Below are 17,934 nucleotides of genomic sequence, written 5' to 3' on the forward strand. Positions count from 1 at the left end.
TCATTGATTCTGGGACCAATAGTTCAAAGAAAAAGGTTGGTATAACTATAAGTAGCAATAAAACAATCATTGATATTTTGTTTTTAGAATACAAATTTGTATAACCTAACGATAATATTACAAGTATCGTCAAATTCATAAGTGTAAAATGGAAGCGTTCAATAAACTGACGCAATTTATCACACCCCTAACATTCTTATCGCTAAACACTGAAGAAAGTTTAATAGTATTAGGTATTGGGATTTATTTATAATCTCTATGTTTTAGATTGTTCAATATATTATATACCCAAGATATAAATTAAACATTCTTATTCATAATATTGCATTTCAATCAAAATATTTAATATCGTTATTGTTCTTGTATGATAAGTTAACTACAAATAGTTCTATACCAAACGATACTGTTAATTTTGTATCACTCATACCTAAGTAAATAATTTTAAAGCGAGTTAGCTATTTAATCTTTAATAGCCATACCCAACTTGCACATTTCGAACTAGCTAGATTTACAATTTTCACTAGTTCTTATGTAGTTGCACTTATAGGGTAACTATAATGCTTTTATTTTTCAATGATGGGTCCTGAATTACATAAATAACTAGGTAACCATTTTTTCATACATGCAGGGACCAGTCATAAAAAATTTATAACTAAAATTTTCACTATAATGTGCAAGGCGAGCAAAGTTGGACGCTGGGGCTTCAGCAAAGAAAAATTCTGTCAACAGAATTTTCACTATAATGTGCAAACTGGTATGCAAGGTTTGAAAAAATAATTATGTATCAGTCCAATTTGGATAGAACCTCAGTCAGTCATTTAGAATAAACAACCTAAAAAACCGAAAATCAGTTGTATTACTGACTTTCGGTTTTTGATATTAAGTAATATTATCTTTTTATTTCAACCATTTCGAACGCTTCAATAATATCGCCTTCTTTTAAATCATTGTAATTTTGAACAGTGATACCACATTCATAACCTTTTGCTACTTCTTTAGCATCATCTTTAAAACGTTTAAGTGTGTCTAATTCACCTTCAAATTGAACAATGCCGTCACGAATAATACGAACGCCTGCGTTACGAGTAATTTTACCTTCAGTTACATAACAACCCGCAATTGTTCCAACTTTAGAAACTTTAAATGTTTGACGTACTTCTGCTTGACCAATAACTTGTTCTTCAAATTCAGGATCAAGTAGACCTTTCATTGCTGATTCAATTTCTTCAATAACGTTATAAATAACCCTGTGTAAACGCATGTCTACATTTTCAGCTTCAGCTGCACGTTTAGCACCAGCATCTGGACGTACGTTAAAGCCGATAATAATACCATTCGATGCATTAGCTAATGTTACGTCAGACTCGTTAATAGCACCAACTGCGGTATGAATAATACGTACATTGACACCTTCAACATCTATTTTCATTAATGAAGCGGCTAATGCTTCTACAGATCCTTGAACATCACCTTTAATAATGATATTAAGATCTTTCATTTCACCTTGTTTCATTTGTTCAAATAAATTATCAAGTGTTACATTTTTACTTTCCTGACGTTGTTGCATGACATTAGCTTCATGTCTAGATTCACCAATTTTACGGGCTTGTTTTTCATCACTAAAGACAACGAAGCGATCACCAGCTTGAGGGACATCATTAATACCAGTTATTTCAACAGGTGTTGATGGTCCGGCTGTTTTAATTCTTTGACCTAAATCATTTACCATTGCACGAATACGACCATACGTATTGCCGACTACAATAGAGTCACCAACATTTAAAGTACCGTTTTGAACTAATAATGAAGCTGATGGTCCACGTGATTTATCTAATTCTGCTTCAATAACAGTACCGACCGCACGTTTTTTAGGGTTAGCTTTTAATTCTTGTACTTCTGCAACTAAGCCAATCATTTCTAATAATTCTTCGATACCGTCACCACTTAATGCTGATAGTGGTACAAAGATTGTGTCACCGCCCCAATCTTCAGGTACTAAATTATATTCAGTTAACTCTTGCATAACTCGGTCAGGGTTAGAAGTTGGTTTATCAATTTTGTTTACTGCAACAATAATAGGTACTTCTGCCTCTTTAGCATGATTGATAGCTTCAATCGTTTGTGGCATTACACCATCATCTGCTGCAACCACTAATATAGTAATATCAGTTACTTGAGCACCACGTGCACGCATTGTAGTAAATGCAGCATGTCCTGGTGTATCTAGGAATGTAATTTTTTTACCATCATTGTCAATTTGATAGGCACCAATATGTTGAGTGATACCGCCAGCTTCACCTGCTGTCACTTTAGTATGACGAATAGAGTCAAGTAATGTTGTTTTACCATGATCGACGTGTCCCATAATTGTAACTACCGCTGGTCTCTCAATTGCATCTGGATCGTCTGTTTCATCGTCAAAATAAGTTGCTAAATCTTCTTCATCAATAACAACTTCTTCTTCAAGTTCTACACCATAATCATCAGCAATTAATTCTATAGTTTCTTGATCTAATGACTGATTAATATTAGCAACAATACCTAATAAGAATAATTTTTTGATAATCTCTGATGATTCAACATTTAATTTCTCAGCAAATTCTCCAACTGTAATACCATCTTGATACGTAACTTTTGATGGGATTTCTTTTGGTTCTGCTGGTTGATTATTTTGTTTTTTGTTGGTTTTATTATTTTTCTTGTTATTTTTATTATTCTTTTTATTGTTACCTTGTTGGTTATTTGGTTTATTCTTTTGTTGTTTGTTGTTTTGTTGATTTGGTTTGTTGCTTTGAGTTTTATTACCTGATTTTTGGTGATTATTTTGAGTATCTTTATTACTTGTTTGTTCTTTTTTGAACTTTTTATCCAATGCTTTGATTTGATCATCTTCCAAAGCTTGCATATGATTTGATACTTCTATGTTCATGCTTTTTAACTCATCTATAATCTCTTTACTCTTTAGATTTAATTCTTTCGCATATTCGTAAATTCTTTTTTTACTCATATAATCACTCCTTATGATATTCATCTATCATTGATAGCAATTTTTTGGCAAACCCAGGATCTGTAATCCCTACATTCACACGTTCTCCTTTGCCAAGTGCTATCCCCAATTCATTTCTCGTTCCAATGACGCGTACTGGTACTTTATAGCTATTACATTTATCTTTAATCAGCTTTGTAGTATTACTTGACGCATCAGTAGCTATAATAGCCAATTTTAAATTGCGCTTTTTTATTTCATTAACTATGACAGATTCCCCAGTTTTAACTTTACCTGCTCTCATAGCTAAACCTAAAAAATTAAAAATTTGGTCCGTTGTCATTTTGGAATCTCTTCTCTATAAATTAACCTAATAATTTCTTTATAAACAGGATCGAGTTGTTCCTTTGATGCTTTAAAATATTTCTCCAATACTTCTTTTTGTTGTGCCTGTTCTACCATGTTAACATTTTTAGAAACATAAGCACCTCTACCTTGTTGCTTACCTGAAGCATCAGCGAAAATTTCACCATCTTTGTTGATAACAACACGAATCATATCTTTTTTAGGATACATTTCGTTTGAAAGAATACATTTACGCATTGGAATTTTTTTCTTTTTCATAGACGTCACTCCAACTTATTATTCTGATTCTTTTTCATCATCTGATTCAACAAGTAATTCAGCTGCTGTTAAATTAGTTTCATCTTTATCAATATCGTCGATAACAATGTCTTCATTGTCATCAGCTATTGCAGCTTCTTCAATGACTTCTTCAGTTGCAACTACAGGATATATACCCGCTTCACGTGCATCTGTTTCAGATTTAATATCAATTTTCCAACCAGTCAATTTAGCAGCTAAACGTGCATTTTGACCTCTTTTACCAATAGCTAATGATAATTGATAATCTGGTACCACTACAATAGTTGATTGATTTGCTTCATCTACAATGACTTCTAACACTTGTGAAGGGCTCAAAGCATTTTTAACAAATACTTTTGGATCTTCGTTCCATTGAACGATATCAATCTTTTCTCCACCAAGTTCTTCGACTACTGCTTCCACACGCGCACCTTTTGCACCGACACATGCACCTACTGCATCAATATCTGAATTGTCAGAGTACACACTAATTTTTGAACGATCCCCAGCTTCACGCGCAACTGATTTAACTACTACAGTACCATCGTAAATCTCAGGTACTTCTTGTTCAAATAAACGTTTTAATAATCCAGGATGGCTACGAGACACAAATATTTGAGGGCCTTTTGTTGTTTGCTCAACTTTGTTTACATATACTTTAATGCGCTCATTTGGAATATATTTTTCATTAGGACTTCTTTCGGCTTCTGAAAGTACAGCTTCAATACGACCTAAATTGACATATACATATCTATGGTCAACACGATCTATAATTCCAGTTAAAATATCTTCTTCTTTGTCAATAAATTCATCAAAAAGAATCTCACGTTCAGCATCACGTAAACGTTGCATAACTGCTTGTTTTGCAGCTTGTGCACCAACTCGCCCAAAATCTTTAGGTGTGACATCCTCTTCATAAATATCTCCAACTTCATATGCAGGGTTTTTAACTAAAGCAGTACTTAAATCTACTTCATCTCTATCATCAAAAACTTCTTCAACTACTTCTTTACGTGCAATAACTTTAAATGTACCTTGATCCATATTCAAATCAACACGTACGTTTCTTGCGCTATCGTAGTTCTTTTTGTAGGCTGTGATTAATGCAGCTTCTATTGCATCTATCAACACTTCTCTAGGGATTTTCTTTTCTTTTTCTAAGTATTCAGTTGCTAATAATAGTTCATTACTTGACACGATTTTTCCTCCTCATCACGTTAAAGCATAACTGCGTGACGTACTTTTGCAATTTTATCTCGTGGTATCTCTATATCTTTAGTTCTTGATTTAATCTTCACCTGTACAACGATATAATCGTTATCGACAGATTTTAGAACACCCAACCATTCTTTGCTACCTTCGATAGGTAAATACAATGAGACGAATATAGGTTGATTAACGGCATTATAAAAGTCTTGTTCTTTTTTTATTGGTCGTTCGGCACCAGGTGATGCTACATCTAAATAGTACATTTCCGGAATAGGATCATTGGCATCCATAGCTTCACTTATACGTTCAGAAGCTAATGTACAGTCATTTAAATCAACGCCACCATCTTTATCAATTGAAATACGTAAAAAATGATCTTTACCTTCTTTCACATATTCAATATCTACAAGTTCATAGTTTAATTCGTCCATTATTGGTTGAATAATTGTTTCAACTTGTTCAGTTATTTTACTCATACAGGCCTCCTTTTTTGGCAAATAGAAAAGAGCGGGAATTCCCCACTCTTCTGCCTGAGTCACTAATTTTTTAAGCATGTTAATTATATCATAAGTTGCATAACTAAACAAATAACTATATATCGTAACTCTATTATATAGTTTTTATACAAAATTATAAGTTAATATCTACTACTTTAACTAACCTGTTATTAAATTACATATCGAAAATAGATAATTGCGCCTTATCTGGTAAGTTGGGTAGTGAACCTAGCTCATCTAAATAATCAATTACTTTTTGAGAAAGTCCTGCTTTTTTATTTAAATCTTCTTTAGATAAAAGCGGTCCTTCATCTCGTGCTTCAACAATACGTTTGGCAACATTTTCACCTAAGCCTGGTACAGAAATAAATGGTGGTATTAAGGTATCACCTTCGATGACAAATTCAAATGCTTTACTTTTTTCTAAACTTATAGGTTGCATGCTATAGCCACGGTGAGCCATTTCATTCATAATTTCTAACACTGTTAAGACATCTTTTTCTTTTTTACCTAAATCCATATAACGAGAATACATATCTTTAACAGCATTTCTGATACCTGTCTTATCTTTAATCATCGTAATTAAATCAAAATCTGAAGCTCTAATGGTAAAATAAGCAGCATAATAATATAACGGATGATGTACTTTAAAGTAAGCAATTCTTAAAGCCATTAAGACGTAAGCTGCAGCATGGGCTTTCGGGAACATATATTTAATTTTCAAACAAGAATCTAAATACCAATCTGGTACATTATTTTCCTTCATAGCCTCTTCCATTTCTTCACTTAAACCTTTACCTTTACGTACAGACTCCATTATTTTAAATGCCATAGACGGTTCTAATCCTGCATACATTAAGTAAACCATAATATCATCACGACAACCAATAACACTAGATAAATCACAAATTCCAGCTTTAATCAGTTCTTGTGCATTTCCTAGCCACACATCAGTACCATGTGACAATCCAGATATTTGTACTAACTCTGAAAATGATGTTGGTTTAGTATCTTCCAACATTTGACGTACAAAGCCTGTACCAAATTCAGGAACACCGAACGTACCTGTTTTACATAAAATTTCATCTTCAGTAACACCTAAACTTTCTGGACTACTGAAAATTTTCATAACATCTTTATCATCCACTGGTATTGTTTTAGGGTCAATTCCAGATAAATCTTGAAGCATACGAATCATCGTTGGATCATCGTGTCCTAATATATCAAGTTTCAATACATTGTCATGAATTGAGTGGAAATCAAAATGTGTTGTCATCCACGCAGAATTTTGATCGTCAGCTGGATATTGTATTGGTGTAAAGTCATAAATGTCCATATAATCTGGTACTACAATAATACCCCCTGGATGTTGTCCAGTAGTACGCTTTACGCCTGTACAACCTTTAACAAGACGATCAATTTCTGCACCACGTTTATGAATACCTTGGTCGTTTAAATAACCTTTTACATATCCAAAAGCAGTCTTTTCAGCAACTGTACCGATTGTACCTGCTCTAAAAACTTTGTCTTCACCAAATAACACCTTTGTATAGTTATGCGCATTAGGTTGATACTCACCACTAAAGTTTAAGTCGATATCTGGTACTTTATCTCCTTTAAATCCTAAGAATGTTTCGAAAGGTATATCTTGTCCTTCTTTTATTAATGGTGCACCACACGTGTCACAATTTTTGTCAGGCAAATCAAATCCTGAACCAACGGACCCATCATTAAAGAACTCACTCGTCTTGCAATTAGGGCAAATGTAATGTGGAGGCAAAGGATTAACCTCTGTTATTTCAGTCATAGTAGCAACAAAGCTAGAGCCAACAGAACCACGTGACCCTACAAGATAACCATCATCTAATGATTTTTTAACTAAACGTTGTGAGATTAAATAAATAACCGCAAATCCATTACCTATTATACTAGTCAATTCTTTTTCTAATCTATCAATAACGATTTGAGGTAACTCTTCACCATACAACTTACGTGCATTGGAATAACTTAATTCTCTAATTTCTTCATTTGCACCTTCCATACGTGGTGTGAATAAATCGTCTTTAATCGGAACTACTTTATCAATACGGTCAGCTAATTCATTAGTATTTTTGACAACAACTTCATACGCTTTATCTTCACCTAAAAAATGAAATTCATTAAGCATTTCATCCGTAGTTCTAAAATGTGCCTCTGGTAAAGTTGATCTATTTAACGAGTTACCTGGTTGTGATGCAATTAATATTTTACGCGCAATTGCATCATGCTCATATAGATAATGTGCGTTACCTGTTGCTATGACAGGGATCCCTACTGTATCACCAGCTTGAATAAGTCTTTGATATATTTCCTGTAATGTTTCATTATCACGTATTAATTCTCTATCTATTAAATCTTGATAAAGTGCTGGCGGTTGAATTTCAATATAATCATAATATTTGGCAATATTTTCTACCTGGCTTTGATCTTTTTGCATAACCGCAGTAAATAATTCACCCTCATCACATGCTGTACCAACTAAAATTCCTTCTCTATATTCATTTAATAATGAACGTGGAATTCTAGGCGTTCTATAATAATATTGGACTAATGATGCACTTACTATTTTAAATAAATTTTTCAATCCTTGTTGGTTTTGAACAATTAATGTTACGTGATTAGGTCTAGCACGTTTATATGCGTCTTCATTACTAAGCTTTTTATTAATGTCTGCATGATTATTTACGCCAAGTTCTTTCATTTGTTGTACCATTTTTATGAAAATATAAGCTGTAGCTTCAGTATCATAAATAGCACGGTGATGTTGAGTTAACTCTACTCCATATTTTTTAGCTAAAAAATTCAAGCCATGTTTACCATATTCCGTGTTAATTGTTCTTGATAACTCTAATGTATCAATCACGCCATTTGTTGAAGAACCAAAGCCAAGTCTCTCATATCCAGTATCAATAAAGCCCATATCAAAGGAGGCATTATGAGCAACAAATATGGCATCCCCAACCCAGTCTTTAAATTCAGTCAATACTTCTTCTATTTCAGGAGCATCAACTAACATATCATCTGTTATATGCGTTAGATTAATGATAGTTTCTGATAATCGTTCATGTGGATTACTAAAACGCTCAAATTTATCAATAATTTCGCCATTATAGACTTTTACAGCTGCAAGTTCGATAATTTTGTCATATTGATTAGATAAACCAGTTGTTTCCACGTCAAAAACAACATATGTCGCATCTTTTAAAGGAATATCTTTTGGTTTGTATGCAATTGGCACACCATCATCTACAAGCATACCTTCCATACCATAAATCATTTTAATACCATTTTTTTCAGCAGCTGCATGGGCATCTGGAAATGCTTGTACTACATTATGATCAGTTACAGCAATAGCAGGATGTCCCCAGTCAGCCGCTTGCTTAACATATGCTCCAATGTTTGGAATACCATCCATTTGACTCATTGCTGTATGTAGGTGAAATTCCACTCTCTTATCTTCAGCTTTATCTTTTTTAGGTATTTTCTTAATTTCTTCGATGTCAGACATCATCATCACTAAGTCTCTAATAAATGAATCTTCTTCAATACGCCCCTGTGCTCTAATCCATTTACCAACACTCAACGCTTTAAAATGTTCTAAATCGTCTTTATTTTTACGAGTAAACATTTTTAATACAAGTGAGTCAGTATAGTCAGTTACTTTAATTTCGACAATATGACGTCCACTTTTCAATTCTTTCAAGTTAATATCGAAAATAACACCTTCAATAGCAACTTTGAATTCTTCTTCGATGATAGATTCAATAGGTTTAATATTTTCCACTGGAATTTGTTTACCAATTTGACATTTATCGACCGAACTTTCGTTATTATCTTGTTGTTTAGCTTTATCAGCTTTCATTTTTTCTAATTTTTCAGTAGCTTCTCGCGCACTTTGTTCATCTTCTTCTTGAATATGCGCTTCTAAAGAAGCTAAATTTTGATCTTGATCGTTGTCATCTGTTTCAAAGACAATTTTGGAAATATCAAAACCACAATTTTGGAATGCTTTAACTAAACTACCATTACATGTCTTATCAAAATGGTTGCGTTCAATATCATTAGATACCAATACTTTTAAAATATTGCCAGACATAATTAACTTTTTCTGCTTTAATTGACCTTTAACTTTTGGTGACAATGCTGTTTGATCAATACAATGACTAAAATATTTAAGTGCATACTCATCTTGATTGGCATTATCTGTAATTGAAAATTTAACGCTTACTTTTGCTATATCTTTAAATTCTTGTTCCACAGCATTAATAAAAAGTAAATAATCTTCATGTGCTAAAAAATGAGGCAATTTAATATGAAAGTCCCATGTTCTGTTTATATTTGACACATCTACACGTGTTAATTCACCAGAGTTTATAATCTCTTCATCTAGTTGATCAGATATTTTAATTTGATCAGCTAATATTTTGAATTTTTGTTGTTCTGTCATTGCCAAGACAATTACCACCTTAACTGTTTATTACTGTTTTATAACTTATTCTTGAGACAGATTGACCTTGCATAATGTATCACTTCTATGTAATTAATTATGGTTTTGTCTATCTTGATAACACAATTTTATATTACATTATACTACGCATTGAATCTTTTTTCATTGATAACAAATTTTATTTTGCTATCACTATTAATTTAACTAAAATGGTTCTCTCCAAAATTGGACTGATACATAATTATTTTTTTTAAGCCTCGCACCCCAGCTTGCACATTAAAGTAAAAATTCTGTTGACAGAATTTTTCTTTGCTGGGGCCCCAATGCCCAACCTGCATTGCATGAAAAAACTGGATAACCAGTTTTTCTATGTTGGGTCCCTACCTCAGGAGTCTCGGCTTCAAAATAATTTATATTTTAAATTATTCACTTTTTATTTATCAGTCCTGAAAGATAGAGAACCACTAAAATTAGCATGCTGCATAATGTAGCATGGATTAATATACATAATAAGAGTAGGAATCAATGAGGTATAAGTTCACTATCCTTTATTGAGTCCTACTCTTAAAAAATGATTAATATTATTTTGCGTTATGATACATATCAGTTATCACATTTTTCAAGTCATTAACTTCTACTTCTTGACTATCACCAGTCAAACGATCTTTAACTTCAACAATACCTTCAGCAGCACGCTTACCTACTACAATTCTAACTGGTAGACCAATTAAATCTGCGTCATTAAATTTAACGCCAGCACGTTCTTGACGATCATCATACAACACTTCATAGTCACCATTAAATTCTTTATATATTTTATCTGCTAATTCGCGTTGATCATCTTTTTTAGGATTTATAGTTATAAGATGGATATCAAATGGTGTTACTGACTTAGGCCAAATTATTCCGTTATCGTCATTGTTTTGTTCTACTACAGCACTTAATGTTCTTGATACACCAATACCATAACATCCCATAATTAAAGGTTGTGCTTTACCTTGATTATCTAAAAATGTAGCATTCATTGCTTCAGAATATTTAGTTCCTAATTTGAATACTTGACCTACTTCTATACCTTCAGCAAAATGTGCCACTCCTGAACCATCACTTAACATTTCGCCTTCTAAAATAAATCTAAAATCACCATATTCATCAATATTAAAGTCTCTATCGACATTGGCATTAATTAAATGATAGCCATCTTCATTTGCACCTACGACAATATTATTAAGATCTTGAATATAGTTATCTGCGAAAATTTTAATATCTTTATCAACAATTGGTCCTAATGAACCTGGATTAGCACCCACTAAATTAATTATTTCGTCTTGAGTAGCCATTTCTATATTATCTGTACCGAAATACGCTTTCAACTTAACATCATTAATTTCATGATGACCTCTAACTAATACCATAATAAATTCGCCATCAACTTTAAAAATCATTATTTTAACAATTTCATCAAGTGGCTTATTTAAGAAATCAGCTAGTTCTTGTGCTGTTTTAACATTAGGTGTTTCAATCTTTTCTAAATCTTTAATTTCTGTATGTTTAGGATTAGCATGATACACGACTTCTGCTTTCTCAATATTAGCAGCATAATCACTCTCTTGACTGTATACAATTGTATCTTCACCAATCTCACTTAACGCCATAAATTCATGTGTATGACTACCACCAATTGCACCAGAGTCAGCCACTACTGGTCTAGCATTTATGCCTACACGTTTAAATATTTCACTATAAGCTTGATACATATCTTGATACGTTTTATCTAATGATGCTTCATCAGCATGGAATGAATAAGCATCTTTCATTATAAATTCTCTACCTCGTAACAAGCCAAATCGTGGTCGTTTTTCATCACGAAACTTAGATTGAATTTGGAATAATGTCATTGGTAATTGTTTGTATGATTTTAACTCATTACGAACTAAAGATGTTACTAGTTCTTCATGAGTCGGACCAAGTGCAAATTGACGTCCATGTCTATCTTCTAAACGCATTAATTCAGGACCGTATGCCCCCCAACGACCTGATTCTTCCCATAATTCAGCTTGTTGTAATGCTGGCATTAATATTTCCACAGCATCAATTTTCTCCATCTCTTGACGAATAATCGATGAAATATTATTTAATACTCGTGTAGCTAATGGTAAATAACTGTAAATACCACTTGTACTTTGTTTAATTAAACCTGCTTTTAATAATAAGCGATGACTCAAAGCCTCAGCTTCTGCAGGAACTTCTCTCATTGTAGGTATAAATACTTTGGATTGTCTCATTTTTAATTATCCTCCATTTTAATTATAAGAAATATCGTTGTATATCATTCCAGGTTACTAAAATCATAACGATTATCATAAAGATTGCACCGACTGCAATAATGGCAGTCTCAGCTTTCTTATTAACTGGCTTTCTAAATATTGCTTCATAAATAACAAATAAAATTCTTCCACCATCTAGTGCTGGAATAGGAATCAAATTCATAATTCCCAAGTTAACACTTAGTAAAGCCGTGTAGCCTACTAAACTTATAATGCCAGATTTAACTACTGAATCCACATTGTGATAAATACCAACCGGTCCGTTTAACATATCAAATGAGAATCCACCTGTGAAAATACTACCTATCATTCCCACTACAGCAGTAAAAATAAGTGTTCCACCTCGAATAAAACTATCAAATCCATATTTAAATGGCTTTAATAATGTGTGTTCACTTGCTGGTTGGAATCCTAATTGATATTTAGTAACTGAAGAGACTTTAGTAACTTTTTGTTCGACTTTTTTAGGGGTCAATACTACAGAATGCAACTTACCACCCCTATCATATTTTACAGTTGTTTTATTATCTTTAACTTTAGCTAATGCTTTATCGACATCTTCAAATTTGGAAATTTTATATGGTCCTATTTGTTCAATTTTATCGCCCTTTTGTAAACCAGCTTGTTGTGCTGGAGTGTTATCGGCAACTTGTGCAATAGATGCAGTAGGTGTACCTTGGTAAAAAGCCAAAGCAATAAATAACACTAAAGCTAATATAAAATTAAACAGTGGTCCAGCAAATAAAGTTAAAAATTTAGCTAAAGGTTTCTTATGTGTAAATTGACGATCGCGTGGTGCTATTTGTATTAAACTACCATTTTCTACAAAATATGCTTTGTTAGCAATCTTAAAGTGATGTCTTAGATCATCATATGCAGTTATACCTTCAATAAATAAATCATCTTTGAAATCACATTTTTTAACTTCAATCGCTTCTATTTGTTGAAACTTATGTTGATCGTCTAAAATAATATGCGTTATTTCATCTTGGTCATTTAATTTTATTTTAATGTTCATACCTGGTTCAACAGGAGGTTCTTCTAAACCATCTCCTGCCATACGAACATAACCTCCGACTGGTAATAGACGAATTGTGTATAATGTTTCATCTTTTCTAAAACTAAAAATTTTCGGACCCATACCGATAGCAAATTCAGGGCACATAATGCCAGCCCTTTTGGCAAAAAACATATGCCCATATTCATGAACAGTTACTAATACACCGAACACTATAATGAAAGCAATAATTGTAATTAAATAGCTCATTAGCTACACCTCGATTAATTGTATATTTCAAATGTTACGTTAGTTTATAAACATAATATCATTATTATAATATGTACTTATTTAATAACAAACAATAAAGTACGAATTTCTGAAAAATTTGCTTAAGATTTTCAAAAGGAGTTATAAGATATCAATATATCTCAATAACTCCTCAACATGTATAATTTCAATTTTATTAGTTTTGTAATTACTATAACAACACAAAAATCTTATCAATCAATATAATTCCTAATTTAATATAGCTTTTCACAGATTAAAAATATAAATTAAATCATTAAATCTGAATTAATAGAATGTTTAGTAATGGTAGTACAAACATAAAACTATCAAATCTATCTAAAATACCACCATGTCCGGGTAAAATTCGTCCAGAGTCTTTTACACCAAAATGTCGTTTAAAACCAGACTCTACTAAATCTCCTAATTGTCCAAAAAGACTTAATACAATAGTTATCGATAATAATAACCACATATTCATACTAAACGCTACAAAAAATGACATAATTATTGGTACCAGTAAACTACAGAACAGTCCTCCAATAAAACCTTCGATTGTTTTATTCGGACTAATTACTGGCCATAATTTATGTTTACCAAACATTTTACCGAATAAATATGCACCTGTATCAGTAAGCCAAACAATTAAAAAAGCAAATAATATGTAATGTAACCCTTCAGATCGAGTTTCATAAAAATACATAAATCCTATGCCTACATATGCCACTGACATTAAGCAAAAAGCTGCATCCATGAAACTAAATCTATTTTTAGATAAGACTGTATAACTTAAAACAATAAAACTCATTGCAATTAAACTTTTTAATTGTATCACTTGTACCCATGCACCAGCATCTTGAGGCAACATTATAATGATTAATGCGATTGCACTTATTATTCCTGGAAAAGAAACAAACTTAATCATGTTCATATTGAGTAGCTCTTTTAATGCAATTAATGCTAATAAATTAGCAAATAACATTAAAATTAGTCCACCTTTTAACAATATAGGCAAGAAAACCAATAAGGCAATAATTGCAGTTAGCGTTCTTACTTTCATACTTTACTACTCCTCACTTAATCCGCCAAAACGACGTTGACGTGACTGATAAATTTTAATACATTCAACTAATTCATCTTCGTCAAAGTCAGGCCATAATTTTTGATTAAAGATAAATTCACTATATGAAACTTGCCAAATTAAAAAGTTGCTTATTCTTTGTTCTCCAGATGTACGAATCAATAATTCAGGATCTGGATAATGTTTAGTCATCAAATGATTGTTTATATATGCTTCATCGATAATATCACTGTTTAACCCTTGTTGTTGCATCTCTTCAAACATATTTTTTATACTATGTACAATTTCTGCTCTACCACCATAATTTATAGCAAATATCAATTTTAAGCCTGTATTATTAGCTGTTTTTTCTTGCGCATTATTAATAGCTTCTAATGTTTTTTTAGGAAGTTTATCTGTAAACCCAATTGTTTCAACTTTAACATTTTTTTCAATAAGTTCTGGTAAAAATGTTTTTAAAAAATCTACAGGTAAATTCATAATATAATTTACTTCATTTTCAGGTCTTGACCAATTTTCTGTGGAAAAGGCATATAATGTTAAGTATTTAACACCCATATCACTTGCTTTACGCGTTATTTTTTTCACCGTTTGCATTCCTTGGTAATGACCTTTAATTCTAGGCATTTTTTTATTCTTTGCCCATCTGCCATTTCCGTCCATAATGATAGCAATATGTTCAGGAATATTTGTTAAATCCAAATTATCATCATGGGTATTTATATTATTTTTTTTATTTATTAGCTTTTTAAACATGGTCTTTCCTCCGAGCCTGATCATCTCTGTTATATAGTATATGTATTAAACAATCATCTATCATTTTATCATACTCATTTAACGCATTGAATAAGCAAATAAAAAAACTGTACCAAAGTCGTACTCGGTACAGTTTATATCATGAACGTGACATACCTACTGATGTTAAAACGAAGCACTTCATTTTAATTATATAATTTTATTTTATCTTATATACTCGCTAATAAAGTGTTTTCACTTAACTGTTTTAAATGTGTATCACTCATTCATTTTTATGAATTTTTAATATCTATAACAATGATCTCGTCACTGTTATAACTATATCGAAAATTTTTATACTGACATGATGTCTTTTTCTTTATCAGCAACTAATTGATCAATTTCTTTGATAGAACTATCAGTAGCTTTTTGAACATCATCTGTTTGACTTCTTAATTCATCTTCTGAAATATCACCATTTTTTTCATCTTTTTTCAATTGTTCATTCATATCACGACGAATGTTTCGAACAGAAACTTTTGCATCTTCCCCAATTTTTTTCACGTCTTTAACTAATTCTTTTCTGCGTTCCTCAGTCAAAGCAGGCACAGAAATACGAATTACTTCACCATCACTAGTTGGGTTAACGCCTAAATTTGCTGCGATAATTGCTTTCTCAATATCACCAACAGATGTTTTATCATATGGAGAAATAACAAGCAATCGTGCTTCTGGAACATTAATGCTAGCCAATTGTTGAACTGGTGTAGGTGCACCATAGTAATCGACAGTTACACCATTTAATAAGTTTGAATTAGCACGTCCTGCACTAATATTAGCAAGTTCGCGAGACAAGCTATCGATAGATTTTTTCATTCTTGATTTAGTTTCATTAATAATGTCACTCATTATAAAAACACCTCGTATTTTATTTTGTAATTAACGTACCGATTTTTTCACCCATTACAGCACGTTTAATATTTCCTTCCTCCATAATAGAGAATACGTTTAATGGAATATTATTATCCATACAGAATGATGATGCAGTTGAATCCATTACTTGTAAACCTTCTTGTAGCATTTGAATATGAGTTAAGTGTTCATATTTAACTGCATTTTTATCTACTTTAGGATCTGCTGAGTAAACGCCATCAACATTATTTTTACCCATTAAAATAACATCTGCTTCTACTTCTGCAGCTCTTAATGCAGCGGTTGTATCTGTTGAGAAGTATGGATTACCAATACCAGCAGCAAAAATCACTACTCGTTTCTTCTCTAAGTGTCTAATTGCACGACGACGAATGTATGGTTCTGCAACTTGCTTCATTTCAATAGATGTTAAGACACGTGTATCACAATCTAATTGTTCAAGGCTATCTTGTAATGCTAATGCATTCATAACAGTAGCTAACATACCCATATAGTCAGCAGTACCTCTATCCATGCCTAAATCACTACCAGTTTTACCTCTCCAAATATTACCTCCACCAACAATAACTGCAATTTCACAGTCCATTTTAGCTACTTCTGCAACTTGTTCAGCAACACTTTTAATAATAATTGGATTGATACCAAATCCTTTATCTCCTGCTAGTGCTTCACCACTTAGTTTTAAAACTACACGTTTATATTTAGAATTTTGAGCCATTGTCTTATCCTCTCTATCGTGAATATATGTAACATATACAAGTAAAGAAGACACGGTTACTCCTTATTAACATGTGAAACACAGTAATAAGTCGTACTATAGGTGTCTTCTTCCTTGTTATACTTTATGACAGATTATTTCATTTGTCCTTTTACTTCGTCAGCAAAGTTTTCTTCGCGTTTTTCCATACCTTCTCCTACTTCATAACGTACGAAGTCAACAAGTTTTCCACCTTTTGATTTTAAGAAAGCTTCAACTGTTTGATCAGGGTCTTTAACGAAGTCTTGGTCTACAGCACAAATTTCTTGTAGATATTTACGTAAACGTCCTTCAACCATTTTTTCAACGATTTTTTCTGGTTTACCTTCATTTAAAGCTTGTTGTTTTAATACTTCTCTTTCATGATTAATTTCTTCTTCACTAACTTGTTCTGAAGAAACATATTTAGGGTTGATTGCAGCAATATGCATAGCTACATCTTTAGCTGCTTCTTCGTCAGTTGAACCTTCAACTACCGTTAACACACCGATACGTCCACCCATGTGTAAGTATGCACCAAATGCATCATTGTCAGTTTTAGTTCTTACTGCAAAACGACGGATGCTTAATTTTTCACCAATTGTAGAAATAGCTTCTTTCATTCTTTCATCAACTGATTTACCGTTTGGTAAAGTAGTTTCCATTAAAGCATCAACATTTTCTGCTTTAGATTCAAGGATTTGATTAGCAATTTCTTTAACTAGTTCTTGGAAACCTTCGTTACGAGCAACGAAGTCTGTTTCTGAGTTAATTTCAACAATTGCAGCTTCATTACCTTTTACTTCAACGTGTACTAAACCTTCTGCAGCAATACGGTCAGCTTTTTTAGCTGCTTTAGCAATACCTTTTTCACGTAGATAATCAATCGCTTTATCAATATCGCCATCTGTTTCAGTTAGCGCTTTTTTACAATCCATCATGCCTGCGCCAGTTTTTTCACGTAATTCTTTAACAAGTTTTGCTGTAATAGTAGCCATTCTTTATTCCTCCAAT

Annotated in this window: 13 protein-coding genes; all 13 read right to left on the bottom strand. The window is 32.3% G+C overall.

Annotated features, from left to right (window positions below):
- Positions 1–889 precede the first annotated feature (889 nt).
- Positions 890–3,007: a translation initiation factor IF-2 gene (gene infB / locus J3R86_RS07735; RefSeq protein WP_207516836.1), complete on the bottom strand. Its 2,118-nt coding sequence runs from the start codon at positions 3,005–3,007 to the stop codon at positions 890–892.
- Between the two features lie 4 nt (positions 3,008–3,011).
- The gene (locus J3R86_RS07740) at positions 3,012–3,329 is read right to left on the bottom strand and encodes a L7Ae/L30e/S12e/Gadd45 family ribosomal protein (protein ID WP_002464261.1); all 318 of its coding nucleotides are present in this window, start codon (positions 3,327–3,329) and stop codon (positions 3,012–3,014) included.
- Complete coding sequence (gene rnpM / locus J3R86_RS07745) at positions 3,326–3,610, bottom strand: RNase P modulator RnpM (protein WP_207516837.1); 285 nt, start codon at positions 3,608–3,610, stop codon at positions 3,326–3,328. The genes J3R86_RS07740 and rnpM overlap by 4 nt, the downstream gene beginning before the upstream one ends.
- A gap of 18 nt (positions 3,611–3,628) precedes the next feature.
- Positions 3,629–4,828 (bottom strand): transcription termination factor NusA, encoded by a 1,200-nt coding sequence (nusA, locus tag J3R86_RS07750; protein ID WP_207516838.1) that lies wholly within the window; start codon positions 4,826–4,828, stop codon positions 3,629–3,631.
- A gap of 20 nt (positions 4,829–4,848) precedes the next feature.
- A complete protein-coding gene (gene rimP, locus J3R86_RS07755) occupies positions 4,849–5,316 on the bottom strand; it encodes a ribosome maturation factor RimP (protein ID WP_207516839.1) in 468 nt (155 codons plus the stop codon).
- Between the two features lie 196 nt (positions 5,317–5,512).
- Positions 5,513–9,823, bottom strand: coding sequence for a PolC-type DNA polymerase III (locus J3R86_RS07760; RefSeq protein ID WP_207518533.1), 4,311 nt, complete (start codon positions 9,821–9,823; stop codon positions 5,513–5,515).
- A gap of 581 nt (positions 9,824–10,404) precedes the next feature.
- Complete coding sequence (locus tag J3R86_RS07765; protein WP_207516840.1) at positions 10,405–12,108, bottom strand: proline--tRNA ligase; 1,704 nt, start codon at positions 12,106–12,108, stop codon at positions 10,405–10,407.
- A 22-nt stretch (positions 12,109–12,130) separates the two neighbouring features.
- Complete coding sequence (rseP, locus tag J3R86_RS07770) at positions 12,131–13,417, bottom strand: RIP metalloprotease RseP (RefSeq protein ID WP_207516841.1); 1,287 nt, start codon at positions 13,415–13,417, stop codon at positions 12,131–12,133.
- Positions 13,418–13,712: 295 nt separating this feature from the next.
- On the bottom strand, positions 13,713–14,495 hold the full coding sequence (locus tag J3R86_RS07775) for a phosphatidate cytidylyltransferase (RefSeq protein WP_207516842.1): 783 nt from the start codon (positions 14,493–14,495) through the stop codon (positions 13,713–13,715).
- Between the two features lie 6 nt (positions 14,496–14,501).
- Positions 14,502–15,272 (bottom strand): undecaprenyl pyrophosphate synthase, encoded by a 771-nt coding sequence (locus tag J3R86_RS07780; protein WP_207516843.1) that lies wholly within the window; start codon positions 15,270–15,272, stop codon positions 14,502–14,504.
- A 333-nt stretch (positions 15,273–15,605) separates the two neighbouring features.
- Positions 15,606–16,160 (bottom strand): ribosome recycling factor, encoded by a 555-nt coding sequence (gene frr / locus J3R86_RS07785; RefSeq protein WP_095092672.1) that lies wholly within the window; start codon positions 16,158–16,160, stop codon positions 15,606–15,608.
- A 19-nt stretch (positions 16,161–16,179) separates the two neighbouring features.
- Positions 16,180–16,902: a UMP kinase gene (gene pyrH, locus J3R86_RS07790; RefSeq protein WP_002462103.1), complete on the bottom strand. Its 723-nt coding sequence runs from the start codon at positions 16,900–16,902 to the stop codon at positions 16,180–16,182.
- Positions 16,903–17,036: 134 nt separating this feature from the next.
- Complete coding sequence (tsf, locus tag J3R86_RS07795; RefSeq protein ID WP_207516844.1) at positions 17,037–17,918, bottom strand: translation elongation factor Ts; 882 nt, start codon at positions 17,916–17,918, stop codon at positions 17,037–17,039.
- Between the last annotated feature and the right edge of the window lie 16 nt (positions 17,919–17,934).

The sequence above is a fragment of the Staphylococcus simiae genome, from assembly GCF_017357005.1.
Lineage (GTDB): Bacteria > Bacillota > Bacilli > Staphylococcales > Staphylococcaceae > Staphylococcus > Staphylococcus simiae_A.

Bases quoted from the DNA above. Each gene is read 5' to 3' on its own strand.
- tsf (WP_207516844.1), bottom strand. From the start codon at position 17,918: ATGGCTACTATTACAGCAAAACTTGTTAAAGAATTACGTGAAAAAACT.
- J3R86_RS07740 (WP_002464261.1), bottom strand. From the start codon at position 3,329: ATGACAACGGACCAAATTTTTAATTTTTTAGGTTTAGCTATGAGAGCA.
- rnpM (WP_207516837.1), bottom strand. From the start codon at position 3,610: ATGAAAAAGAAAAAAATTCCAATGCGTAAATGTATTCTTTCAAACGAA.
- J3R86_RS07760 (WP_207518533.1), bottom strand. From the start codon at position 9,823: ATGACAGAACAACAAAAATTCAAAATATTAGCTGATCAAATTAAAATA.
- J3R86_RS07765 (WP_207516840.1), bottom strand. From the start codon at position 12,108: ATGAGACAATCCAAAGTATTTATACCTACAATGAGAGAAGTTCCTGCA.
- J3R86_RS07775 (WP_207516842.1), bottom strand. From the start codon at position 14,495: ATGAAAGTAAGAACGCTAACTGCAATTATTGCCTTATTGGTTTTCTTG.
- frr (WP_095092672.1), bottom strand. From the start codon at position 16,160: ATGAGTGACATTATTAATGAAACTAAATCAAGAATGAAAAAATCTATC.
- pyrH (WP_002462103.1), bottom strand. From the start codon at position 16,902: ATGGCTCAAAATTCTAAATATAAACGTGTAGTTTTAAAACTAAGTGGT.
- rimP (WP_207516839.1), bottom strand. From the start codon at position 5,316: ATGAGTAAAATAACTGAACAAGTTGAAACAATTATTCAACCAATAATG.
- infB (WP_207516836.1), bottom strand. From the start codon at position 3,007: ATGAGTAAAAAAAGAATTTACGAATATGCGAAAGAATTAAATCTAAAG.
- rseP (WP_207516841.1), bottom strand. From the start codon at position 13,417: ATGAGCTATTTAATTACAATTATTGCTTTCATTATAGTGTTCGGTGTA.
- J3R86_RS07780 (WP_207516843.1), bottom strand. From the start codon at position 15,272: ATGTTTAAAAAGCTAATAAATAAAAAAAATAATATAAATACCCATGAT.